Origin of the sequence: Corynebacterium halotolerans YIM 70093 = DSM 44683, assembly GCF_000341345.1 — a bacterium.
GTDB classification, from domain to species: domain Bacteria; phylum Actinomycetota; class Actinomycetes; order Mycobacteriales; family Mycobacteriaceae; genus Corynebacterium; species Corynebacterium halotolerans.
The window spans coordinates 2,847,455-2,870,931 of record NC_020302.1 but is presented as its reverse complement, the minus strand read 5'-3'; the positions used below and the strand labels follow the sequence as shown (position 1 = coordinate 2,870,931).

Here is a 23,477-nt window from a genome sequence, read left to right as displayed (position 1 = left end):
GCTATGTCCTGGTCGAGGATCCGGCGCGGTGGGCGGTGCGCCGCCTGCGGGGCCCGCGGGAGGCGGCCCGACGAGCGGGGAACCCGGGCGGCGCGGGCAGCAGGCAGGCCAGTGCCGCGGCACAGACCAGTGAGACGAATCCGGCGTCACCGGCGTAGTCCGCGCTCGGCCAGGGCGCGCGCGCCAGCCACGCACCCGCGATGCCCGTGAGCACCCCGGCCAGCACCGGGGCGGGGAAGACCGTGTAGCGGCGCACCAGGAACATCAGTGCCCCGGCCAGCAGCCCGGGCCATCCCGCGACCAGGACCAGCGTGACCGCTCCCAGGGTGAGCAGTCCCGCCCCGGAGCCCCCGCGGGAGAGGACGGCCGGTGACCACGCTTCGCGACGGTCGCGCCCCCGGAGCAGCAGCAGGACGCACCCGGCCACGGTGAGCAGGGCGAGCACGCCACCGCCGAAGAGGAAGGCGCGGTAGGGGGCGTCGCCGGCGAAGGAGAACTCCACGCGGCCCGATACCCCGGCGGGCACACGGAAGGCCTGGGTCGCGGCGTCGACGGTCACGGGCTCGAGCCGCACACCGTCGATCTGCGCGCGCAGCCCCGGGTTGGCCGCCCGCCCGGTGACCAGCAGGCGGTCGGTCTCGGCGGCGGCGATGTCGGCGTCGGTGGGGACGGGGGCGGGGCCCGGGGTGAAGCCCGGTACGGTGAGGCTGACCCACCGGGCGTGGGTGCGCAGCCGGTGGTCGCCTTCCGCCAGCTCGACGGTGTCGCCGGGCCGGTGCTCCACGCCGTCGATGGTCACCGGCTCCCCGTCGGCGGTGTCGACCTCGACGGTCATGTCCCGGGGTGCGGTGAACTCGCGGTTGAGCACCCCGGTGTCCACCGCCAGGTGCTGGAAGAGGAACTGGCGCACCTCCGGCGAGGTGTCGGGGACCTTCACCACCCGCTCGACCGGGACCCCCTGGATGCCGAACTCGCTGACGCCCACGGGGGCCGGACCGTGCAGGGTCACGCGCACCGAGTCGGTGGCCCCGCCGGGGACGACGATCTCGGCCGGTTCACCGCCGACCAGCTCACGCTCCACCGAGGCCGTGCCCGCCGGCCCGGAGGAGACGGTGACGGTGGTGTCACCGGTGACGGTGATCTCCAGGACGGGATCGGGGAAGTGCCCGCGCAGCTCGATCCACTCGCCCGTCGCCGTGCCCGGGGTGGGCCACCAGGCGGTGTCGGGGTCATCGTCGACGGCCGCGGTGACCGAGCGCGCCGGGTCCGCCCCGCCGAAGCTCGTGGCGTCCGCCGCCGAGCTGGAGGCGGCGACCTGCCCGCCGCGCTCGTCGACCCGTGTGTACGGGCCCACGGAGGGGTAGTCGGGCACGGCGTTGCGCACGTCCGAGCCCTCGGCGCGGTCGGCCAGGGGAGCGGAGACCGGATCCTGCAGCGTGCCGTAGTTGCGGGCCACGAGCATCGGGGTGTCGGTGACGATCTCGGCGTCCCCGGACACCAGCTGGCGGGTGGCGGGCCCGTGCAGGGTGTCGAGTAGGGCGAGGATCTCCCCGCCGCCGGCCACCCGCACCGGCTCCGTGCTGGTCAGGGTCATGCCGGCGTCCGGGTCGAGCAGGACGATCTCGATCTCGCCGTTCCCGCCGAAGGCGTGCACCCGGTCCGGATCGTCCGTCAGGTCGGTGGCGTCGATCGGCTCGCCGCCCACCCCCTCGGCGAGGTCGTGGCGCAGCAGCACCGCGCCGATGCCCAGCCGCGACAGTGCCCGTGTGGCGGCCTCGTTGCCGGAGTGCAGGGCCGTCATCACCCCGTCGAGGCCGCGGATCGCCTCCGGGTGGATCAGCGGCACCGCGTCGCGCACCGCCCACGGCACCTCCAGCAGCGGCTGGGCGGGCTCGTCGCGGGTCCAGCCCCAGTCCTGGCGGGCGAAGGAGGCCTCCGGGGCGATGAGCGTGCGGGTGCCGGCGGCGTGCTCGTTGAGGAAGGCGGTGGCCTCGTGCCAGTACCCGGGCACCTGCTCGTAGGCCCCGCGCGGCAGCAGGCGCGCCGACCAGGCCGGGGCCAGGGCGGCCACGGCGACGCACACGACGAGCACGGCCGCCGCGTGCCGGCGCCCCGGGTGCGCCAGCTGCGTCCTCGACGCCGGCAGCGGCAGGTGCGAACCCAGCGCGGCCAGGCCGATGAGCAGCGGGAGCCGCACGAGGGGATCGAATTTGTGCAGGTTACGCAGCGGAGCGCCGGCACCGTCGAGGAAGTCCAGCCAGGCCTGGCCGAAAGGTCCGTGGGCCATCCCCAGAATCGCCACCCCGACCAGCAGCATCCCGGTCCACAGGCCGCGGTGGGGGGTGTCCTGTAGCGCCAGCCCGGCCAGGCCGAGCGCCGCGACCGCCGCGGTGACCAGCACGAACACCGGCTCGGAGACCAGCAGGTTGCCGGCGACCCGCTCGGTGTCCACGAACGGTGACCAGCTGGTGGTCCCGCGCAGTATCTCCGGCAGGTTGAGCCAGCGGGTGGTCACGAAGGAGGACTCGATGTAGTCGGTGAAGGGCGCGGAATACCGGCCGAGCACCAGCAGTGGGCCGATCCACCACAGCGAGACCGCCAGGCAGCCGGCCAGCCACCCGGCGGTGGCGCGGACCGCGCGCCCGTCGCGGCGCAGCATCCGCCAGACCAGCACGATCCCGGCGGGCAGGCAGGCGGCCAGGGTGGCGGTGGCGTTGACCGCGCCCATCGCTGCGACGGGCAGCACGGCGGCGGCCACCGCGCGCGTCGACAGGCGTCCCAGCAGCGGCACCATCACCCAGGGGGCCAGCATCACCGGCCAGGTCTCGGAGGAGATCGTCGTCAGGGTCGACAGGGTGCGCGGGGACAGGGCGAAGAGCCCGGCGGCCAGCACCCGGAAGGCCGGGGTGCCCACCTGCAGGCGGCGGGCCAGCACCAGGAAACCCGAGTAGCCCACGCCCGTGACGAGGGTCCACCACAGGCGCTGGGCGATCCAGTCGGGCAGGGGATCGGCCAACAGGAAGAACAGGCCGTGGGGGAACAGGTAGCCGTAGGCCTGGTTCTGCAGCTGACCGAGGGTGAACGTGTCGGTCCAGGCGTGCAGGGCGCCGGCGAGGAAGCCGGCCGGATCGGCGGTGAGGTCGTGCTTGGTGTCGGCGGCGGTCAGCCCCCAGGGCTGGAGGAACATGACGGCGGCCAGCAGTAGCCAGCCCGCCAGGTGGGCGTGGAGCGGGCGCAGCGGGCGGCGGCCGGTGCCCCTCACGTCAGCCGCGGGTGCCGTACTCCGGGCCGCCGAGCAGGGCGTCCTGGGCGGGCACCGCGTTGCCCTGCGGCACGGAGTCCTGCCCCGAGAAGGAGGCGATGCCGATGACGGCGACGATGCCCAGGGCCACGCCGACGACAGCGCTCGCCACCGCCGGACCCAGGGCGCGGCGGTTGAGGGAGTCGGATTGGTAGGCCATGGGCAGATATCCTAGCAGCGCAGACCAGCCCCCGGCCAAGCCCGCGCTCAGGCCCGTTAGGCCTCCGTGCCCCGGTCCTCCTCGATCTCCGGGGGCACGATGAACACCGGGATACCGGCGTTGTGGACCACGTTGTCTGCCGTGGAGGTCTGCCACAGCGAACGGATACCCGTCACCGCCTTCGTGCCGGTGACGATGACGTCCGGACGCAGCTCCTGCGCGGCGTCGACGATCGCGGACCAGATGGCGGTCGCGGACTCCACCATGTGGGCACGTGCCTGCAGCCCCATCGACTCGGCCAGCTCCACGCCGGCGCGGCAGGTGTCCCGGGCCCGGGAGTAGGCCGGGTCGTCCGCCTCGGCGCCGGCCACCCAGTCCGCCTGGTGCATCCCCGACATGCTCGACGCGCGGGCCGCGGTGCGGTGCAGCGGCTCCCACGCGGTGAGGATCTCCACGTGGCGGGGCCGCAGCAGCCGCGCCGCGTACTCCATGGCACGGCGGGCCTGCGGCGAGCCGTCGTAGGCGATGAGCATGGTCAGCGGGCGCTGATCGGACGATGGGGACTCGTCCGGGGTCGGGTTCTCAGGTGGGGTGGTCACGGGGAACTCCAGATTCCGGTGCGGGGAACAGATACCGGGACCGAGTCTAACCAGCGCCCCGCGGGCGCACGGGGAACCGGTGATGACGCGGCGGGTGTGCCTCGGGCAGACTGTGGGGGTGTTGCACAACGTTGACGCCGGTGGGGAAGGAGGCCGGAGCATGGACATCAGACCGGCCCTCGCGCTGGTGGCCGCCGCCTGTCTGCTCGTGGCATGTGCCCCCGCCGCGCAGGATTCCGGACCCACGGAAACCACGGAAACCACTGCGACGTCCCCGACGCCCACGACGTCCGCCGCCCCCGACGCGGCGTCGACAAGCGCGCGGGAGTCCACCCCGCGCCCGACGGGCACGCCTACACCGGAGCCCACGCCGCGGGAGATCGCCCGCTCCCGGGTGCCCGAGGAACAGCGCGCGAAGATCGCCTCCCTGATGGTCGTCGGCGTCACCGACTTCGACGACGCCCTGGCCAAGTTGGAGCAGGGTGTGGGCGGCATCTTCATCACCAGCTGGGCGGACCCGGCGATCCTCACGGAGCCCGGCCGTGACATCGCCGCTCTCCGCGAGATCGTCGACCGGCCGTTCTCCGTGTCCATCGATTTCGAGGGCGGACGCGTCCAGCGACACTCGCAGGTGCTCGGCTCCTGGCCGTCGCCGCGTGAGATGGCGCTGACCATGAGCCCCGAACAGGTCACGGGCATCGGCCGTGAGATCGGTGCCTCGCTGCGCCACCACGGGATCACCGTCAACTTCGCCCCGGTCCTCGACGTGGACACCGTCGGTCTCGAGATCGTCGGCGACCGCTCCTTCTCCGCGGACCCGCACACCGCCGGGGTCTACGGTGCCGCTTTCGCCCGCGGACTGTCGGAGGCCGGGGTCACGCCGGTGTACAAGCACTTCCCCGGCCATGGGCAGGCCAGCGGCGACACTCACCTGGGCCTGGCGCACACCCCGCCCTACGAGCAGATGGTCCACCACGATCTGCCGCCCTACGCCGTGGCGCTGGGGCAGGCGCCGGGCGCGGTGATGGTCGGGCACATGGTGGTGCCGGGCCTCGGGGACGGGACCAGCCCATCGACCCTGGATCCGGCGGTCTACCGGCTGCTGCGCTCCGGCGGCTACCCGGGCGGGGTCCCCTTCGACGGGCTCGTCTACACCGATGACCTGTCGGGCATGCGGGCGATCACCGACCGGATGCCCACCCCGGAGGCGGTGCGCGCCGCGATCGCCGCCGGCGCCGACCAGGCCCTGTGGTCCTCGGCCACCGGTCTGGGGCACGCCATCGACCTGGTGGACGCGGCCGTCACCGCCGGGGAGATCCCGATCGGGCAGATCGACGCCTCCGCGCTGCGCGTGCAGCTCCAGCTGCTGGAGTCGGGCAGCTAGCCGGGCACCGGGCTCCCGGGGTCAGGGCGTGGGGTCCTGCGTGAAGAGCTCGACCGCCGCCGTGACCTCGGGGGAGGGCTTCGGGTTCCAGGTCGCCCACGTGCGGACCACGAGATCCTTGCCGGAGGCGTCGTGGCCCTCCAGCGGGATCCACTCCCAACCGGGAAAGTTCCGCCGTGCGGAGGCCTCGGTGGTCAGGGCGACATCCGCCTCGACCAGATCGGCGATCAACGCGCTGTACTGGCCGAACTTGCGGAAGATCCAGGTGGCGTCCACGTTGACCGACCGCATGGCATTCTTGAGAATCTCCTCCTGCACCCGGATCTCACCCCGGGAATGGGCCAGGACCCGCAGGCCCTCCATGTCGTAGAGCGTCGCGGAGGGTCGGTCACCCAGGACGTGGTGGAGCTCCGAGCCCAGCCGCACCACGATCCCCATACGCTGCCGGAACACCAGCTGCGTGGGGAACGCCTCGCTCTGCCTCCTCGCCAGGGCGATGTCCAGCTGCCGTTGTTTCAGAAGAGTCAGTTGTTCATCGGTGGGGGCCTCGATGAGCGAGACCCGGACGTTTTCGGGCATGCCGCCCAGCCGCTCCCGCAGCCAGGTCCCCGGCAGTCCCGGGGGCACCCCGATCTTCACACTGGTCATCAGATGTTCGCCGGAGCGGATCTCGCCGATCAACGACTGCATGCGGGCCAGGATCTCCGTGGCCTCATCACGCAGGACCTCCCCCGCCCGGGTCAGGGACACCCCGCGCGAGTGGCGCTCCAGCAGCGGGGCGCCGATATCCGCTTCGAGCGCGGCCATCTGCCGGCTGAGGGCGGGTTGGGAGAGGTGCAGTTCCTCCGCTGCGCGGAAGATCTGCCCGTGCTGGGCCACCACGAGAAAGGATTTCAGCTGGTGCAGGTTCACGGGGTGCCCCCTTGAGCGACGGTATGCAGGGAATGTATTTCTGGGTTGTTGGATATGCATTTGTACTATAAATCACACTCGCATATCGTCCCTCGAGAGGGTCACTCCAGACCGTGGGACACCGACCCCGTCCCGTCGCCGGCCGCGCCCTCCGTTTTAGTCGGATACCGGCGCGGAGGACGCGGCAACCCTCAGAGAAGGTATCGAGACAAGTGTTGACGAACAGGGTTCCCGCAACCCGGAAGGACACCTGACCATGACCACCCAGGCCCCCGCCTCCGGGCACCGCAAAACCCCGAAGAAGGCCGCCCTGTCCGGCTGGATCGGCTCGGCCCTTGAATACTATGACTTCGCCGTCTACGGCACGGCGGCTGCGCTGGTGCTCAACCAGCTCTTCTTCCCGGAGGACACCGCGCCCGGCGTGGCGATCCTCGCCTCGATGGCCACCGTCGGTATCGCCTACATCGTCCGTCCGCTGGGCGCGCTGATCATGGGGCCGCTGGCCGACCGCTTCGGGCGCAAGTTCGTGCTGATGCTGTGCCTGTTCATGATCGGCGCGAGCACGTTCATCGTGGGCTGCCTGCCCACCTTCGACCAGGTCGGCTACCTGGCCCCGGCACTGCTGGTGATCTGCCGCGTCATCCAGGGGTTGTCCGCCTCCGGGGAACAGGCCAGCGCGATCTCGGTGTCACTGGAGCACTCCACGGAGCACAGGCGTGCGCTGACCGCCAGCTGGACGCTGCACGGCACCCAGTTCGGCACCCTGCTGGCCACCGCCGTCTTCATCCCCTTCACCCTCTTCCTGAGCGAAGAAGCACTGATGTCCTGGGGCTGGCGCGTGCCGTTCTGGCTCTCCGCCGTCGTCGTGCTCGTCGCCTTCCTGATTCGCCGGGGCCTGGAGGAGCCGCCCGCATTCCGGGAGGTGCAGGAGTCTCAGGCCAACGGTGAGGCCGTCCGCGGCCCGTCCCCGCTGGCGCTGACCCTGCGTTACCACAAGGCCGCTGTCGCCCGTGTCGCCGTCGCCGCCATGATCAACACCGTCAACGTGGTCTTCACCGTCTGGTCGTTGTCCTTCGCCACCAACGTGGTCGGCCTGGACCGTTCCACCATGCTGCTGGTCCCGGTGGCCGCCAACGTGGTGGCCCTGCTCGCCATCCCGCTCTCGGGGGCGCTGGCCGACCGCCTCGGACGCCGGCCCGTCTTCGTCATCGGTGCCATCGGATCCGCGGTGGCGATGGGCGGCTACCTGAACGCCATCTACTCCGCCAACTGGACCGCGATCTTCATCGTGGGCGTGGTGATGTCCGGACTGTTCTACTCCATGTCGAATGCCGTCTGGCCCGCCTTCTACGCCGAGATGTTCCCCACCCCGGTCCGCGTGACCGGCCTGGCGCTGGGCACCCAGATCGGCTTCGCCGTCTCCGGTGGCTTCGCCCCGGTCCTGGCCTCCGCACTGGCGGGAGCCGAGGGGGACAACTGGCTGGGCGTCGGCATCTTCGTGGGCGTCGTCAGCGTCATCGCCGCCGTCGCCGGCCTGACGGCGAAGGAGACCAGGAACCACAACCTCGACGAGATCGACGCCCTGCACACCGCCCGCGGTGAGGCCACGGACCTGGCCCGCGCCGGCGTCGAGGCCGGCAAGGAGCGCAGGACCACCATCGTGGTGGAGCCGGACCAGCCGCACCCCCGCCGCACCGAAGACAACAACAACGACCACCAGGAGGCCCGACTCTGATGCGTACCTCGATCGCCACCGTCTGCTTGTCCGGCACCCTCGCGGAGAAGCTCCGGGCGGCGGCCGACGCCGGATTCGACGGCGTGGAGATCTTCGAGCAGGATCTCACCGTCTCCCCGCACTCTCCGGAGCAGATCCGGCGGCGCGCCGCCGACCTGGGCCTCACCCTCGATCTCTTCCAGCCCTTCCGTGACTTCGAGGGGGTGGAGGAAGCGCAGTTCGAGGCGAACCTGCGCCGCATGGAGGCGAAGTTCGCGTTGATGAACCGCCTGGGCATCGACACCATCCTGCTGTGCTCGAACGTCGCCACCGCCACCATCGACGACGACGGGCTCTTCGCCGCCCAGCTGCGCCGCGCCGGTGAACTGGCCGAGCGTTACGACGTGCGCATCGCCTATGAGGCGCTGGCCTGGGGCCGCTTCGTCAACGACTTCGAGCACGCCCGACGCATCGTCGACCTGGCCGGCCACCCGCGGGTGGGCACCTGCCTGGACACCTTCCACATCCTCTCCCGCGGCTGGTCCACCGACGCGGTGGAGGAGATCGCGGGCGAGAAGATCTTCTTCGTCCAGCTCGCCGACGCCCCGCAGCTGAGCATGGACATCCTGTCCTGGTCGCGCCACCACCGCGTCTTCCCCGGCGAGGGGGACTTCGACCTGGTGAAGTTCATGCGCCACCTCGCGCGCACCGGCTACGACGGTCCGGTCTCGCTGGAGATCTTCAACGACTCCTTCCGCAAGGCCGAGGTCGGACGCACCGCCGTCGACGGCCTGCGTTCCCTGCGGTGGCTGGAGGACCAGACCTGGCGCGCCCTGCACGCCGCGGGGGAGGGCAAGGCCGCTGAAGCCCTGGAGCTGTCCCCGCTGCCCGAGGTCGCCGACCCCGAGGGCGTGGACTTCGTGGAGATCTCCACCGGCCGACTGGGGGAGACCATCAAGGTGCTCCACCAGCTCGGCTTCCGCCTCGGCGGGTACCACCGCAGCAAGCCCCAGTTCCAGGTGTGGACCCAGGGGCCGGTGCGCGTCGTCATCGGCGACCGCGGGCCGACCGGGGCCCCCACCGGCATCACCTCCCTGGGCGTGCGGACCCCGGACCCGGCCGCCGCGCAGGCCCGTGCCCACCTGCTCCAGGCCCGTCCGGTCCCCCGCGAACGGGCCGCGGGCGAGGTCGAGCTGCACGGGGTGTACGCACCCGACGGCACCGAAGTGTTCTTCAGCGGTCTGGCCCCCGAGACCGCCCCGGCGTGGCTGGCGGAATTCGGCGTCACGGACAACGACCTGGAGCCCGCCCCGCTGATCACCGGCATCGACCACGTCAATCTGGCCCAGCCCTGGCAGCACTATGACGAGACCGTGCTGTTCTACACCTCCCTCATGGCGCTGGAGACCCACAGCCGCGAGGAGTTCCCCAGCCCCATCGGGCTGATCAGCAATAAGGTCATGCGTTCGGCCAACGACACCGTGCGGTTACTGCTCAGCGTCGCCCCCGAGGACGGTGAGCAGGGTGACTTCCTGGCCGCCGCCTACCCGGAGCACATCGCCATCACCACCACCGACATCGTCGCAGTGGCGCGTCGTGCGCGACAGCGGGGACTGGCGTTCCTGCCGGTCCCCGAGAACTACTACGACGACCTGCAGGCGAGATTCGACCTGACCCCGGCCTTCCTCGCCGAACTGCGCGAGAACGACCTGCTCTACGACCGCGACGCCGACGGCGAATTCCTGCACTTCTACACCGGCACCCTGGGCACGATGTTCATCGAGGTCGTCGAGCGCCGCGGCGGTTTCTCCGGCTGGGGCGAGAACAACGCCCCGGTCCGACTCGCCGCCCAGTACCGCAACGTGCGCGACGCCGAACGCGGCATTCCGCAGTAGACCCCGGGCCCCGCCCCGGAGGCCCCGGAAAGGAATCAACCATGGCAGAACGGATTCTGCTGCTGAACGGCCCCAACCTGAACATGCTCGGTCAGCGGGAGCCGGAGATCTACGGCCACGAGACGCTCGACGACGTCGTCACGCTCGTGCGGAAACGGGCCACGGACCACGGCCTCAAGGTCGACGCAGTGCAGAGCAACCATGAGGGCGATCTCATCGACGCGCTGCACCGCGCCCGCGGCACCCACCTCGGCTGCGTGCTCAATCCCGGCGGCCTGACGCACACTTCGGTGGCGCTCCTCGACGCGGTGAAGGCGGCGGAGCTGCCCACGGTCGAGGTGCACATCAGCAATCCGCACGCCCGCGAGGAATTCCGCCGCCACTCCTACCTCTCCCCGGCCGCGAAAGCCGTCATCGCCGGCGCCGGCGTCCCCGGGTACGGATTCGCCGTGGACATCCTGGCCACCCACCACAATGAAGGACACTGACGAAGATCATGAACCACGACAGCATTCTCCTCGGCCTGATCGGCGAGGGCATCTCCCTGTCCCGCACCCCGGCCATGCACGAGGCCGAGGGGCTGGCCCAGGGGGCGGCGACGGTGTACCGCCGCCTGGACACCCTCACCGACCGGCTGAAGGGCAGATCCCTGACCGGGCTCCTCGACGCCGCACGCGCCACCGGATTCAACGGCCTCAACATCACCCACCCATACAAGCAGGCGGTCCTGCCCCTGCTCGACGAGCTCTCGGAGCAGGCCGCCGGGTTAGGGTCGGTCAACACGGTCGTCATCTCGCCCGATGGAAAACTCACCGGCCACAACACCGATGTCACCGGCTTCTCCCGGGGGCTGGAGGAGGGGCTTCCCGATGCCGGCATGACCGAGGTCGTCCAGGTCGGTGCCGGGGGAGTGGGCAACGCGGTGGCCTACTCCCTGGTCACCCACGGAGTGGAGCGGCTGTACGTCGCCGATCTGGATCCCACCCGCGCGCAGGCGCTGGCGGAGTCGATCAACGCAGCCGTCGGCCGGGAGGCCGTCACGGGTGTTGACGCGCGGGGTATCGAGGACGTCATCGCGGCCGCTGACGGCGTGGTCAACGCCACCCCGATGGGCATGCCCGCCCACCCCGGCACCGCCTTCGACACCTCCTGCCTGACGCCCCGGCACTGGGTGGGCGACGTGGTGTACATGCCCATCGAGACTCAACTGCTGGCCGAGGCCAAGGCGCTGGGATGCCGCACACTCGACGGCACCGGCATGGCCATTCACCAGGCCGTCGACGCCTTCCGCCTGTTCACCGGCCTCGAGCCTGATGCGGGGCGGATGCGCGCGACCTTCCTCTCCCTGGGCTGACCTCCCGCACCTACGACGACGGGGGAGACCGGGCCCGGACGGAGTCTCCCGGCACCTCCGCCGGGGGATGCGCACGGTGGTCCGGGATGACCCGCTGCCCCGGCCTTTCGCCCCCGGGGAATGATCTCGGGGGAATCCGGGTGGAAGCGCGATTAAGTAGGTATTTACTCCGGCGACCATTACTGTGAGAACCGTGAATCAGTCAAACAACCAGCCCGCGGGTGGCCGGGGACTGAAGGTTGCTCTCGGGGTGATCGTCGGTCTGCTCGCCCTCGCGGGAATCGCGTGGGGCGTCGACTACGCCCTGAACAAGGACAACGTGCCCCGCGGCACGAGCATCGGCGGCGTGGACATCGGCGGCATGAGCCCCGACGAGGCCGTGTCCGCCCTCGAGCGTGAGCTCGGCGGCGTCGTCGACGAGCCCGTGACCGTGCGCGCCGGTGAGCTCAGCACCGAGTTCGTCCCCGCTGCCGCCGGCCTCACACTGGACTTCGAGCAGGCCGTCGCGGCCGTCGGCACGCAGCCGGCGAACCCGTTCACCCGGCTGGCCAACCTGGTGCGCACCACGGAGGCCGAGGTCGCCACGGGCGTGGACCAGGCCCTGCTGACACCCGAGCTCGAGCGCATGCACGGCGAGCTGACGCCCGAGCCCGCCGACGGCGCGGTGACGCTGGTCGACGGCGCGGTCGAGGTCACCCAGCCCGTCAACGGGCAGAACGTGGACCCCGCCGCGCTGGAGGAGGACGTGACCAGCCGCTGGCTCGACCCCACCGGCGTCGAGGTCGACGCCGAGATCACCGAACCGGCCATCGGCACCGACGCCGTCGAGGCCGCCGAGGACACCGCCACCACCGTCGTGTCCACCCCGCTGGTGGTCCACGGCCGCGACGAGGTCGACGGCGTGATCGAACCGGCCCGGATGGGCGAGGTCGTCACCTTCGTCCCCGAGGGCGATCAGCTGCGCACCGACATCAACGTCGAGGTCGCGCAGGGCATCCTCGCCGAGACGCTCGGCACCACCGAGAGCCAGCGGCAGAACGCCCAGATCACCTTCACCGACGGCGGCCGGCAGATCACCCCGCACGTCGACGGCGTGCAGATCAACTGGGAGGCCACCTTGGCCGACTTCCCCGAGCGGGTGACCTCCGGCAACGAGGACGACCGCACCTGGGAGGCCGCCTACGAGGACGACCCGGCCGCCTTCACCACCGAGATGGCCCAGACCGCGACCTTCGACGAGGTCGTCGGCGAGTTCACCACCTCCGGCTACTCGGAGACCTCCGGCATCAACATCGCGCTGACCGCCGCCGAGGTGGACGGGGCGATCGTCGCGCCGGGCGAAACCTTCTCCCTCAACGGCTACACCGGACCCCGCGGCACCGCCCAGGGCTACGTCGAGGGCGGCATCATCATCAACGGCCGCGCCGGGGAGGCCGTCGGCGGCGGCATCAGCCAGTTCGCCACCACCCTCTACAACGCCGCGTATTTCGCGGGCTTGGAGGACGTGGCGCACACCCCGCACAGCTACTACATCTCCCGCTACCCGGCCGGCCGCGAGGCCACCGTCTACGAGGGCGCCATTGATCTGCAGTTCCGGAACAACACCGAGTACCCGGTGCGGATCGACACCGCTGTCGGCGGCGGCAACGTCACGGTCCGGCTGATGGGTGTCGACACCACCGACGTCGAGTCTGTCTCGGGCGGACGCTGGGCCCACACGCAGCCGGAGACCCGGGTGATCTCCGGGGACGACTGCATCCCCTCCGGCGGTGCGCCCGGATTCACCACCTCGGACACCCGCATCATCCGCGACCTCAACGGCAACGAGATCTCCCGCGAGACCCAGACCACCGTCTACGACCCGCAGCCGATCGTGCGCTGCAGTTAGGACGGTAGTCCGCGGGCAGACAGAAGGCCGGTGCACCCTCTGGAGAGGATGCACCGGCCTTCTGTCGTCCCGGTCGTCATGCGTTGTAAAGGGGCGGTTCACCGGCGAAAAACCGCTGATCCGGCATCTTCTCCGGGTAAACCGCCCCTTTGGGAACGCGCCGGCGTAGCCCCCGCGGGCCGGAGCCGACAAGGGGACACGCGGAAGGCCCGGTCCACCACGAGGGCGGACCGGGCCTGATGAGAGCCGGTGACGGGAATCGAACCCGCACTCTCAGCTTGGGAAGCTGATGTTCTACCACTAAACTACACCGGCAGTGATAACTGCAGCTCACGTGAGCTACCGGCTAGTGTAGCACCCGCCCTCGCCGGCGCCGCAAATGGCCCCGTGTCGGCCACCACACCGTCTGACGTACACTTGGCGACGTGCTGCTTTCCGACCGTGACATCCGTGCCGCCATCGATTCCGGTGACCTGGGCGTCGAGCCCTACGACCCTGAACTCGTCCAGCCGTCGAGTGTGGATGTGCGCATCGACAAGTTCTTCCGGGTGTTCAACAACTCGAAGTACACGCACATCGACCCGAAGCAGGCGATGGAGGATCTGACCACCCTCGTCGAGGTTCCCGACGGGGAGTCCTTCGTTCTCCACCCCGGTGAGTTCGTGCTCGCCTCCACCCTGGAGAAGTTCTCCCTGCCGACCCACCTCGCCGGCCGCCTCGAGGGCAAGTCCTCGCTCGGTCGCCTGGGTCTGCTCACCCACTCCACCGCGGGCTTCATCGACCCGGGTTTCTCGGGGCACATCACCCTCGAGCTGTCGAACGTGGCGAACCTGCCGATCACCCTGTGGCCGGGCATGAAGGTCGGGCAGATGGCGATCTTCCGGATGTCCTCACCCGCCGAGTTCCCCTACGGCACCGGCAAGCTCGGCTCGAAGTACCAGGACCAGCGCGGGCCGACCCCGTCGCGGTACTACCTCAACTTTCGTTGACCGCTTCTCGACGCCCGCGGCGGCACGTCGTCGGCACGTGCCCCCGAAGGGGGCGGGGAAGCGGGCCGGTCGGTGCCATTCACATGCGAGTTCAACCACCGTTCACGTCAAACAGGTAACAATGTCCCTTATGCGCATGACTGTGATCGGCACCGGGTACCTCGGTGCGACCCATGCGGCGTGCATGGCGGAGCTGGGCCATGACGTGCTGGGTGTGGACGTGGACGAGGCCAAGATCGACTCGCTGCAGGCCGGTGAGGTCCCCTTCTTCGAGCCCGGGCTGCCCGAGGTGCTCACCCGCAACCTCGAGGCCGGGCGCCTGGGTTTCACCACCTCCTATGAGCAGGCCGCGGCGTTCGCCCACGTGCACTTCCTGGGGGTGGGCACCCCGCAGCAGCGCGGCTCCTATGCCGCGGACATGACGTATGTGCGCGCGGTCATCGAGAACCTGGTGCCGCTGCTCGAGGGCGAGCACGTCATCTTCGGCAAGTCGACCGTTCCGGTGGGCACGGCGGAGGAGATGCAGGCCCTGGCCGATTCCCTGGCCCGGCCGGGCACGAGTGTGGAGATCGCCTGGAATCCGGAGTTCCTGCGCGAGGGCTACGCGGTCAAGGACACCATCAGTCCCGACCGCATCGTCCTGGGCGTGCGGGAGGGCAGCACCCGCGCCGAGGGGATCGCCCGCGAGGTCTACGCCACCCCCCTGGAGCAGGGCACCCCGTTTCGGGTGATGGACCTGGCCACCTCCGAGCTGGTGAAGGTCTCCGCGAACGCGTTTTTGGCCACCAAGATCTCCTTCATCAACGCCATCTCCGAGATCTGCGAGATCGCCGGCGGGGACGTCACCGCCCTGGCGGACGCCATCGGTCTGGATGAGCGCATCGGGCGCAAGTTCCTCGGCGCCGGTCTCGGCTTCGGTGGCGGTTGCCTGCCCAAGGACATCCGCGCGTTCATGGCCCGGGCCGGTGAACTCGGCGCCGATCAGGCCTTGACCTTCCTGCGCGAGGTGGACGCGATCAACATGCGCCGCCGCGACCGGATGGTGCAGCTGACCAAGCAGGTCTGCGACGGTAACCTGCTCGGCCACCGGGTGGCGGTGCTCGGGGCGGCGTTCAAGCCGAACTCCGATGACGTGCGCGATTCCCCGGCCCTGTCGGTGGCCGGGTCGTTGTCGCTGGCGGGTGCGGACGTGTCCGTCTATGACCCGCAGGCGATGGACAACGCGAAGAAGGTCTTCCCCACCCTCGGCTACGCCGATTCGGTCGAGGAGGCGCTGCGTGGTGCGGACGTGGTGGTGCTGGCCACCGAGTGGCGCCAGTTCAAGGAACTCGACCCCGTGGCCGTCGGCGAACTCGTCGACACGAAGATCATCATCGACGGCCGCAACGTCCTCGACCCGGTCACCTGGCGGGACGCCGGCTGGACCATCCACGCCCTCGGCCGCAGCCTGGACAAGGCGAGCGCGTGAGCTACGACCTGATGGTCTTCACCCTGGACGCCGTCCCGGCCGATACCCCCACGGACGAGCTGCTCGCCTGGTGCCGTAACCCCGGGCATCCCGACGGGTGGGATGTCACCTCGCCCGACGGGACGTCACCGGAGCTGGTGGCCTTCTACGACGAGCTGCGCGTGGACTTTCCGCCGGTGAACGGTCCCGACGCCCCCTCGGGGAACGAGCTCGCCGAGGTTCCGGGGCTGGAGGACCGGCTGGCCGACTACGAGATCGGCGTGGACCACATTTATCTGGCGTTCCCGTGGGGCAAGGCGGAGAAGGTGGCCCAGACGATCCCGGCGGTCGCCGAGCGGCTGGGCCTGGGTCTCTATGATCCGCAGGGGCCGAACGTGTTCTTCCCCGATGGCACGATGGTCTAGAGACAGTTCACGCGAACGGGGGCGACATGAAGGTTGTCTGTCATGCCCGGCCACCTCCGGTCAGAGTGCCGCGGGTCCCCTCTGCGCGACGTCGTGACGCCCGTGCACGGCATGGTAGAAGACAGCGGCCAGCACCGCCACGCCGGCCAGGACGGCGTACATGGTGCCGTAGCTGGTCGCGGACACCAGCACCCCCAGGGCGATTGGTCCCAGCCCGAGCCCCACGTCCATGAACAGAAACATCGTGGAGATGCCGGTGCCGAGTTTGTCCGCGGGCACCGCGCTGACGGCGATGGCCTGGCACGCCGGCATCAGGGTGCCGTAGCCCAGTCCGGTCAACGCGCCCGCGATGATGATCTGCCAGTCGGCGGTCGCGACGGCCAGCAGCCCCAGAGCGAGCGCGAAGCAGACCAGACCCAGGTAGATCACCACATTGTCGCCGTGCCGGTCCTGCACCCTACCGAGCACGAAGCGCATCACCAGCATGGTCGCCGCGTAGGCGAGGAAGAACAGTCCCGCACCGGTGACCACGTCGCGTTGTTCCGCGTACGCGTTCAGGTAGGTGATCACGCCCGCATAGCACAGGCCCACGAACAGCATGAAGGCGCCGATCGGGATCACCGCCGGATGCGCGATGTCGCTGAGTGAGAAACGAGGGTGCTTCGGCGTCTCGCCTGCTTCCCGCGCGGCCTTCTCGGCGGCGGCCTCGGCCTCCCGCTGTTCGGCGGGCCTGCGCAGGAACAACCCGAGGAGCAGGCCGACGGCCGCCGTCGCCAGCGTGACCAGGAACAGGGCGTCGTAGCTGAAGGAACCGACCAGGAACAGGCCCAGGGCCGGTCCGACCGCGGTGGCCAGGGTGGAACCGAGCGCGAAGTAGCCGGTGCCCTCGGCGCGACGCCGGGACGGGATCGCGGACTGCGCGATGGCCATCAGGGCGGTGCTGGCGAAGGCGTAGCCGAAGCCGTGGACGAAGCGCACGACGATCAGCAGCGGCAGAGTGCCGGCCGGAATGTAGAGGGCGCAGGCGATGGTCACCACGACGATGGCGGCCAGCATGATCCGGCGCCGTCCGAGGACATCGATGAGGTAGCCGGCGAAGATCCGGGCCACGGTGGCGCCGACGACGAAGGAGCTGGCGGCGAAGCCACTGGCGGCCTCCGAGGCGGCGAATTCCTTGACCGCGTACAGGGCCACCGTGGTCACCAACAGGTAGAAGAGGAGGAACTGGACGAAGTTGACCAGCCAGGACAGCAAGAAGGTGGGGGTGACCAGCGGCGGGTTGCCCGGATCCGGGGACGGTGGCATCGCGGCTCCTGTGCCGGGCCTGGTGGAGTGGGGTTGATCCGCGTCGGTGTGAGCCGTCACCGTGGTCCTCCTGGAATCTTGAGAGTGATTTGTATGATGCAAACCGTACGCCCCACAGCTGGGGTAAGGGCACACGAGGGGAAGGAAGCCATGGACCACAGAAGCACCGCGGGCCTGGTGTACGAACACATGCTGCTGTCACGGCACGCACTGCAGGGGGCGCGGCCCTATGACCGCGAGACCCCGCTCGACCGCAGCGCGACCGTCCTGCTCTCGCGGCTGGCGGCCGAGGGGCCGATGACGGTGGCGGAACTGGCCGATGTCTTCGACCTGGACATCTCGACGGTGCACCGGCAGGTCGCGGCGGCGATGAAGAAAGGACTCGTGGAACGCATCAACGATCCGGCCGGCGGCGTGGCGCGCAGGCACCGTGCGACAGGGGACGGCACCCGTCGCCTCGCCGCCGAACTCAATGCGCGCCGGACCTCAGCCGAGCGGGTGGTTGCGGACTGGACGGACGAGGACCTGGACACCTTCGTCGCGCTCCTGCGGCGATTCAACGAGGGGGTCGAGTCGGTACGGGGCAAACCCTGGCCACGCCGCGACTGAGGAACCCGGGTCACGCCCGCACCGGTTCCCGGAAATCGGTACGTCCCGCCGGCGCGGGCCGACGGGACGTGCATGAGACAGCTGGGGTGGGAACGAGGTCAGAAGTCGATGCCCTGCTCGTCCAGAATGGCCTTCAGACGGGACGGATAGTCCGTGATGATGCCGTCGACACCGGCCTCGAGCTGCTCGCGCATCTCGGACCCGTCATTGACGGTCCACGGCACCACGCGGTAGCCGCGTTCGTTGGCCTCGGTGTTGAACTGCCGGGCGGCCTCGAGATCGAAGTCGCCGTTGTCGTCGCGGCCGTAGGAGGTGTGGCCCGGGGAGAGGACCTCGACGCCGATCTGGTCGGCGGCGGCGAAGATGTCACCGTTCACCTCGTCGTAGTCGACCTCACCGGTGAAAGCGGAACCGGACTGCCAGGTTCCGTTGCTCCACAGCATGACCAGCGGGATCTCCGGGGCCTGCTCGCGGACCAGCGGCAGGGTGCGCCAGTCGAAGGACTGGATCATGGTGCGGTCGGCCACGTCGTACTCCTCGATGACGGGCAGAATGGCGTCGACGAACTCCTGCGGGGTGGCGGAGGCGTCGGGGTTGTCGGCCTCGACCTTGGTCTCGATGTTGTAGTGGACCCCGATGTCGTCCTTGGTCAATTCGAAGACGTCACGCAGCTGGAGCAGGCGGTTGGTCTCGGGGTGCTCGGCATCCGGGTAGGCGTCCAGCGGGAGGTTGCAGTTCAGCGTCTGGAGCTGTTCCCAGGTCAGGTCGTTGACGAGCTTGCCCACATAAGGGTAATCCGGGTCGCCCTGGATGAGCGGGGTTTGGACGTCGGTGCACTTGTCGGCCTGGATGGTGGGATCGTGCCAGACGACCGGGACGCCGTCCTCGGAGATGACGATGTCGAACTCGAGGGTGGTCACATCCAGCTTCTGCGACTCGATCACGCCGAGCTCGGACTCCTCGGTCCACTCCCCGCGGCCGAAGCGGTGTGACTGCAGATCGAAGGTCTCCGGCAGGTTGTCGGCCGGATCGACGGCCTGCGGGGACTCACCGCTGCTGCTGAGATCGGCCGACGAGGATGAGGAACCGGGAATGGTCCAGGCACCCAGCGACAGGGCGAGGGGGATGGCCACGACACCGGCCAGGACCGAACGGATGTGCTTCACTGCGACTCCTTGGAAAACGGAAAAATGATCGATAAACGCGCATTCCATTGTGGAGAGGCAGGACTAACACGAGGATACTAATAGATTAAGAAGCAGTGAATAATATTCGACTGGCAGGGTGCCCGCGCTCCGCGTCCTGTCTCTGTTCAACCGTCCACGGCGTCCCCCTCGTGGCGACGGCCCCTGGTCACCGACTGCGCCGAGTCCGTCCTGCGTCTCCCGGCGCCCGAGTCGGGAGGGTGAACGACAAGAATCAGTGTGAGCACCGCAGGCGTCGGTACCGGTTGACCGCCGCCATGATCTCCTGTTTGCGCGGCCGGGCCAGGCGTCCCGGATGGAAGTTGCGCCGCTGTCCCGACACGGTGTCGATCCCGTCGGCATCCACCCGGGCAAGCACGTCGTCGACGAGTTCACCCAACGACCGGCGCCCGTCCGACAGCTCACCGAGTCGGGCGAGCACCGCGGCGATCGCCCGGGTCTGTGAGTCGTCGACCAGCTGGGACACCGCGGACAAGTCGATGAACTCCTCGCCGAGCTGGATGGATGACAGGCCCTTCGCCCGCGGTGGCTTCGGGCCCCGCGGCCCGCCACGACCGCCGTGACTTCCGTGACCTCCGCGTGCACCCCGCGATTCCGGGGTGGGCGAGCCCCGTTCCGGCACCCGGGCGTCTGCTGTGGGGAACGGTGCCTGGGCCTCACGTGCCCCGGCCAGTTCCCGTGCCCGGTCCGTCACATCGAGCGGGCGGTACGAGTCGAGCAGAATGACACGATCCGCCACGTCGAGGAACGCCCCGGAACCACCGGCCACCAGCACCGTCGAGACCCCGAGTGACTCCCACAGGGCGCGCACCCGGTCGAGCAGCGGGGTGATGGGCTCGTGCGGGACCAGGGCGCGCATGCGCTCGTCGCGGATCATGAAGTTGGTCGCGGAGGTGTCCTCGTCGATCAGCAGTGTTGTCGCACCGGCCTCCAGGGCCTCGACGAGGCCCGCGGCCTGGGAGGTCGAGCCGGAGGCATTGGGAGTGGTGAAGCGCGTCGTGTCCGTGCCGGAGGGCAGGTCGCCGATGAACTGCGAGATGTCCACGTCCGTGACCGAGCGGCCGTCCTCCGCGCGCAGTGCCATGGCGTCACCGACCGCGACGGCGAACTCGCGGCCGTCGCCTCCGATGTGGTCGTAGACCCCGCGCTCGAGGGCCTTCAGCAGGGTGGACTTGCCGTGGTAGCCGCCGCCGACAATCAGGGTGACCCCGCGGGGCAGCGCCATGCCGGTGACCTCACGGCCGGAGCGCAGGGTGAACGTGCGGCGCAGGCTGTCCGGGGAGGAGAACATCACCGCGGATCCCAGGGGCAGGTCACTGTCGCCGGAGGCCCGCGCCAGCACCGCGCCGTCGGAGACGAAGGCGAGCAGATCGTGCTCCACGAGCTTGCCGCGCAGGTCCGCCTGGTCGAGGTGCAGGACCACGGCCTCCCGCAGCGCCGCGGCGTCCACGCGGAACAGGGCGTCGTCGATGACCTGGGGCAGGACGTCGCACAACAGTCGGCGGGCGGCCTGGCCCCGGATGCGCCGACCCCGGGCGGGCAGGGCGGCGTCCAGCCGGACGGAGACCTCGCGGTCGTCGATACGCACGCTGGAGCGCTCGAGGACCTGCTGGCCGGGGACGTCGATGCCCAGCGAACCCTGCTCCTTGCCGCCCCGGACGCCGAGTCCGCGGATTGCTGACGCGACCCGCCGGGTCAGATGATCGGCGGCGGCGACGGGGGAGGCATCGAGCAGTCCGGCGTCGACGGGCAGGGCGGAGCGGGGAACGGTCACCCGCACCAGAGAGGGCGGGGCGAACGGGTCCGACTGGACCCGGTCGATGTCCAGGGTCAGCCCCCGGCCCAGATCGTGGGAGCCGCGCAGGGATTTGTAGGCGCCGTAGCCGGCGCCGTCGAGCTTGTCCAGTTCCTGCGCGAGCGTCGTCATGCCCGCCAGACTACTTACTGCTTGTAGCTGACCAGAAAGTTGCCCAGGCGCTCGATGGCGTTCTCCAGCTGGGAGGCCCACGGCAGGGTGACCACGCGGAAGTGGTCGGGATCCGACCAGTTGAAGCCGGTGCCCCGCACCATGAGGATCTTCTCGGAGCGCAGGATGTCCAGCATCAGCTTGGAGTCGTCGTGGATCTCGTAGAGGTGGGAGCGCCCGAGATAAGCGCTGACGAGACCACCCGCTGTGGAAACGCTCAGCCCATTTGCTTTCATCCTGAGGGCCAAAATTGTGGCGCATTAAAGGAAAACCGCAGCAGGGCCGTTCCTCTCGAGAAATGGCTCGACAAGCTTCCACTTCATAGGGGCGCGGTGCTACAGGTTGTAGGCGTCGAGCCCCCGGTCAAGAGTCCAGATCCCGGCGTTGATGCCGGTGCGGTCCGCATACTGTTCGCGCTCCGTCAGGATACAGAGGTCACCTGCGCCAACCTGGCTTGTGGCGTGCTCCACGTACGTGCTCCCGGTACCGGCACCAGCAAGAAAACGCATCAGGAAATCTTTGTCCCAGGGGATGTCGTGGAGAATCCACGGGGCTTTGCCCTCGATTACCATCTGGAGCGTACTGCGAAACCGTTCTGCAGTTGTACGGCGCAGATCCCCGTTGGGTACCTGGGCAATGTGGTTGCCGGTCTCGATGACTGTGGTGATGGGAAGGATGAAGTCGGTGCCTGACTTCATCTGGTTCGCCATCTCCAGTTTGATTTCCTCAGAGTTCTGGTCCAAGCCGGGGACCGGAATGATGTTGCACACCACGCTGGTGTCAAGAAAGATGACGTTGCGCATCAGCTTACACCGAGAAACTTCTGGAAATCGGAATAATCCGGCTCGGCGACGACATCGTCGACGAGTTTACCCGCTGTAACGGCATCACCCAGGGTTCCTTCTGCCAACGCGCGTGCGTACCCAGGCAATTCGGTGAGCGCGGTCAATTGGCTGTATCCAGTGGTGGGGTTGCGGTGGCACACGATGATGCTGTCATTCAAGGTTCCCTCCGCAGCATCGAGCAAAGCTGGACTATGCGTCGTGGCGAGGACACGGGCGCCCGTCTCCGAGTGGCTGTTCCGGATCAAATCAAGCACTCGGTGCGCCTGGGAGGGATGAAGGCCGTTCTCGAGTTCCTCAATGACGATGAGAACACCACTATCGGAACCGGACACTTCTAATCCGGTGGTTGAGACGCTGAGTCCGCTATCGATGTCCAGACCAGATCGGGCTGACTTGAGAGTGGTGGCGATACCGAGAATTCGCAGAAGCCCATCGCTCATTTCCCGGGCAGGCGTCAATTCAGTGCTGGTGTTCTTGGTTCCACCTCGCGTTTCCTCCAACTGCAGCATCACGTCCTGAAGGGATGAGGTGGCGAATGAAATACCTGAGATCTGGTCATCAGCTACTTTCCTGGTGAGCTCAACGATCTCAGCGAAAGCAGACGGGTCATTTGCTTCGAGGCTTCGAAGTGCTGCCGAGAGGTTCTCACCGGTGCGGCGGAGAGCGACATCCTGCCCAGGCACGAAGCTCCTCATTAGATGAGGCAAGGGATCGACATGGAAGGTGCCGCGAAGCGCGAGAGCCACTGCCTCGGCCCCCTGGAGAATCGATTTCTCAGTCCTATTTAAACCTGGAAGTGCGAGTGGAATTTGAGTGAGAACCAGGCGACTGTCACGGAAAACCTGTGTCGGATTCACTCCTCGTTTGCCGCTGTATACCTCCGTCTCGATGCCCGGAAGCGCATTGTGGGTGGGCTTGGTTTGAAAGATGACGGTGTCGTTATTTCGGGTACCGCTCTTTGTCGTGATTGTCGGGCCCCGAAGACTTTCGGAGATCACCCTGAGATCCGGTGACACCTGGATCGCGACATCATAAGTGTAGGAGTCTTTTCCGCTTACGACCGTGCAACCGAGCGAGAAGTGATCTGAGCCGTGGGGAGCACAGCCGCGGGAGCCGCCTCTGACTGCGCCACCTTCGCGCCGTCGTCCGTCGAGCGCGTCCGCGAGGTCTTCTCCGCCAGCAAGCCGCGACAGAACCTCGAGGCCATCAAGCGCATTAGACTTGCCCGAGCTGTTGCGTCCCGTCAGTAGAGTGATGTCTTTGAGCGGGAGGATCGAACCGTGGAAGGACTTGAAGTCGGTGAGCCTCAGTTCAACAAGCCGTGCGGTGATCATGGCAGATAACCTCCGAGGATAGAGGAATGGGGCAACTAGAGGTTCACAATACCGGCTGGGAACTAAACCAGTGCTGGGCCTGGAATCGATAAGATCAGCGGCAGCCGGACGGAAAATGCACCTGTCGAAGCCTGATCGCCGGACT

At 68.7% G+C, this 23,477-nt stretch carries 19 protein-coding genes, 1 tRNA gene and 1 pseudogene; 10 read left to right on the top strand and 11 right to left on the bottom strand.

All coding sequences use genetic code 11. The features are described 5' to 3' along the window. Position 1 precedes the first annotated feature (1 nt). From A605_RS16070 to A605_RS13140, 3 genes are read right to left on the bottom strand one after another with little or no spacing between them, the layout of a single operon-like run. Complete coding sequence (locus A605_RS16070; RefSeq protein ID WP_015401998.1) at positions 2–3,262, bottom strand: DUF3367 domain-containing protein; 3,261 nt, start codon at positions 3,260–3,262, stop codon at positions 2–4. A 1-nt stretch (position 3,263) separates the two neighbouring features. Further along, a complete protein-coding gene (locus A605_RS13145) occupies positions 3,264–3,461 on the bottom strand; it encodes a DUF2613 domain-containing protein (protein ID WP_015401997.1) in 198 nt (65 codons plus the stop codon). A 56-nt stretch (positions 3,462–3,517) separates the two neighbouring features. Continuing rightward, the gene (locus tag A605_RS13140) at positions 3,518–3,994 is read right to left on the bottom strand and encodes a universal stress protein (protein WP_034991013.1); all 477 of its coding nucleotides are present in this window, start codon (positions 3,992–3,994) and stop codon (positions 3,518–3,520) included. A gap of 226 nt (positions 3,995–4,220) precedes the next feature. Between A605_RS13140 and A605_RS13135 the strand changes: the two genes are divergently transcribed. Beyond that, positions 4,221–5,444, top strand: a complete 1,224-nt coding sequence (locus A605_RS13135) for a glycoside hydrolase family 3 N-terminal domain-containing protein (RefSeq protein ID WP_015401995.1) — start codon at positions 4,221–4,223, stop codon at positions 5,442–5,444. A gap of 21 nt (positions 5,445–5,465) precedes the next feature. Here A605_RS13135 and A605_RS13130 read toward each other — a convergent pair whose 3' ends face one another. Further along, positions 5,466–6,356, bottom strand: a complete 891-nt coding sequence (locus A605_RS13130) for a LysR family transcriptional regulator (RefSeq protein WP_015401994.1) — start codon at positions 6,354–6,356, stop codon at positions 5,466–5,468. Positions 6,357–6,612: 256 nt separating this feature from the next. Between A605_RS13130 and A605_RS13125 the strand changes: the two genes are divergently transcribed. The 5 genes from A605_RS13125 to A605_RS13105 all read left to right on the top strand — a co-directional run bounded on the left by A605_RS13125 (position 6,613) and on the right by A605_RS13105 (position 13,207). Beyond that, a complete protein-coding gene (locus tag A605_RS13125; protein ID WP_015401993.1) occupies positions 6,613–8,091 on the top strand; it encodes an MFS transporter in 1,479 nt (492 codons plus the stop codon). Beyond that, positions 8,091–9,965 carry a bifunctional sugar phosphate isomerase/epimerase/4-hydroxyphenylpyruvate dioxygenase family protein gene (locus A605_RS13120; RefSeq protein WP_015401992.1) on the top strand — a complete coding sequence of 625 codons (1,875 nt, stop codon included), beginning with the start codon at positions 8,091–8,093 and terminating at the stop codon, positions 9,963–9,965. Before A605_RS13125 ends, A605_RS13120 begins: the two co-directional genes overlap by 1 nt. 41 nt (positions 9,966–10,006) lie before the next feature. Continuing rightward, positions 10,007–10,453 (top strand): type II 3-dehydroquinate dehydratase, encoded by a 447-nt coding sequence (gene aroQ / locus A605_RS13115; protein ID WP_015401991.1) that lies wholly within the window; start codon positions 10,007–10,009, stop codon positions 10,451–10,453. Positions 10,454–10,461: 8 nt separating this feature from the next. Further along, positions 10,462–11,319, top strand: a complete 858-nt coding sequence (locus A605_RS13110; protein ID WP_015401990.1) for a quinate/shikimate dehydrogenase (NAD+) — start codon at positions 10,462–10,464, stop codon at positions 11,317–11,319. Between the two features lie 193 nt (positions 11,320–11,512). Beyond that, positions 11,513–13,207, top strand: a complete 1,695-nt coding sequence (locus tag A605_RS13105; protein WP_244428987.1) for a VanW family protein — start codon at positions 11,513–11,515, stop codon at positions 13,205–13,207. Positions 13,208–13,451: 244 nt separating this feature from the next. Here the strand turns inward: A605_RS13105 and A605_RS13100 are convergent. After that, positions 13,452–13,522: transfer RNA gene (locus A605_RS13100), tRNA-Gly, on the bottom strand. 110 nt (positions 13,523–13,632) lie between these two features. Between A605_RS13100 and dcd the strand changes: the two genes are divergently transcribed. From dcd to A605_RS13085, 3 genes are all read left to right on the top strand, one after another. Further along, positions 13,633–14,196, top strand: coding sequence for a dCTP deaminase (gene dcd / locus A605_RS13095; RefSeq protein WP_015401988.1), 564 nt, complete (start codon positions 13,633–13,635; stop codon positions 14,194–14,196). Between the two features lie 130 nt (positions 14,197–14,326). Continuing rightward, on the top strand, positions 14,327–15,664 hold the full coding sequence (locus tag A605_RS13090; protein WP_015401987.1) for a UDP-glucose dehydrogenase family protein: 1,338 nt from the start codon (positions 14,327–14,329) through the stop codon (positions 15,662–15,664). Then, positions 15,661–16,068, top strand: a complete 408-nt coding sequence (locus A605_RS13085; RefSeq protein WP_015401986.1) for a hypothetical protein — start codon at positions 15,661–15,663, stop codon at positions 16,066–16,068. The genes A605_RS13090 and A605_RS13085 overlap by 4 nt, the downstream gene beginning before the upstream one ends. Positions 16,069–16,128: 60 nt before the next feature. Here A605_RS13085 and A605_RS13080 read toward each other — a convergent pair whose 3' ends face one another. Next, a complete protein-coding gene (locus A605_RS13080) occupies positions 16,129–17,373 on the bottom strand; it encodes an MFS transporter (RefSeq protein WP_015401985.1) in 1,245 nt (414 codons plus the stop codon). A gap of 150 nt (positions 17,374–17,523) precedes the next feature. Here A605_RS13080 and A605_RS13075 point away from each other — a divergent pair, with 150 nt between their 5' ends. Next, the gene (locus A605_RS13075; RefSeq protein WP_015401984.1) at positions 17,524–17,982 is read left to right on the top strand and encodes a MarR family winged helix-turn-helix transcriptional regulator; all 459 of its coding nucleotides are present in this window, start codon (positions 17,524–17,526) and stop codon (positions 17,980–17,982) included. A 98-nt stretch (positions 17,983–18,080) separates the two neighbouring features. Here A605_RS13075 and A605_RS13070 read toward each other — a convergent pair whose 3' ends face one another. From A605_RS13070 to A605_RS13050, 5 genes and pseudogenes are all read right to left on the bottom strand, one after another. Further along, a complete protein-coding gene (locus A605_RS13070; RefSeq protein ID WP_015401983.1) occupies positions 18,081–19,148 on the bottom strand; it encodes a glycerophosphodiester phosphodiesterase family protein in 1,068 nt (355 codons plus the stop codon). A gap of 253 nt (positions 19,149–19,401) precedes the next feature. After that, entirely contained in the window at positions 19,402–21,114 is a 1,713-nt protein-coding gene (locus tag A605_RS13065) for an ABC-ATPase domain-containing protein (RefSeq protein ID WP_015401982.1), read from the bottom strand. A gap of 14 nt (positions 21,115–21,128) precedes the next feature. Continuing rightward, positions 21,129–21,323: pseudogene (locus tag A605_RS13060) on the bottom strand (aminotransferase); the annotation flags it as partial. A 165-nt stretch (positions 21,324–21,488) separates the two neighbouring features. After that, positions 21,489–21,956: a hypothetical protein gene (locus A605_RS13055; RefSeq protein WP_015401980.1), complete on the bottom strand. Its 468-nt coding sequence runs from the start codon at positions 21,954–21,956 to the stop codon at positions 21,489–21,491. After that, positions 21,956–23,332 (bottom strand): AAA family ATPase, encoded by a 1,377-nt coding sequence (locus A605_RS13050; RefSeq protein WP_034990968.1) that lies wholly within the window; start codon positions 23,330–23,332, stop codon positions 21,956–21,958. Before A605_RS13050 ends, A605_RS13055 begins: the two co-directional genes overlap by 1 nt. Positions 23,333–23,477: the final 145 nt, after the last annotated feature.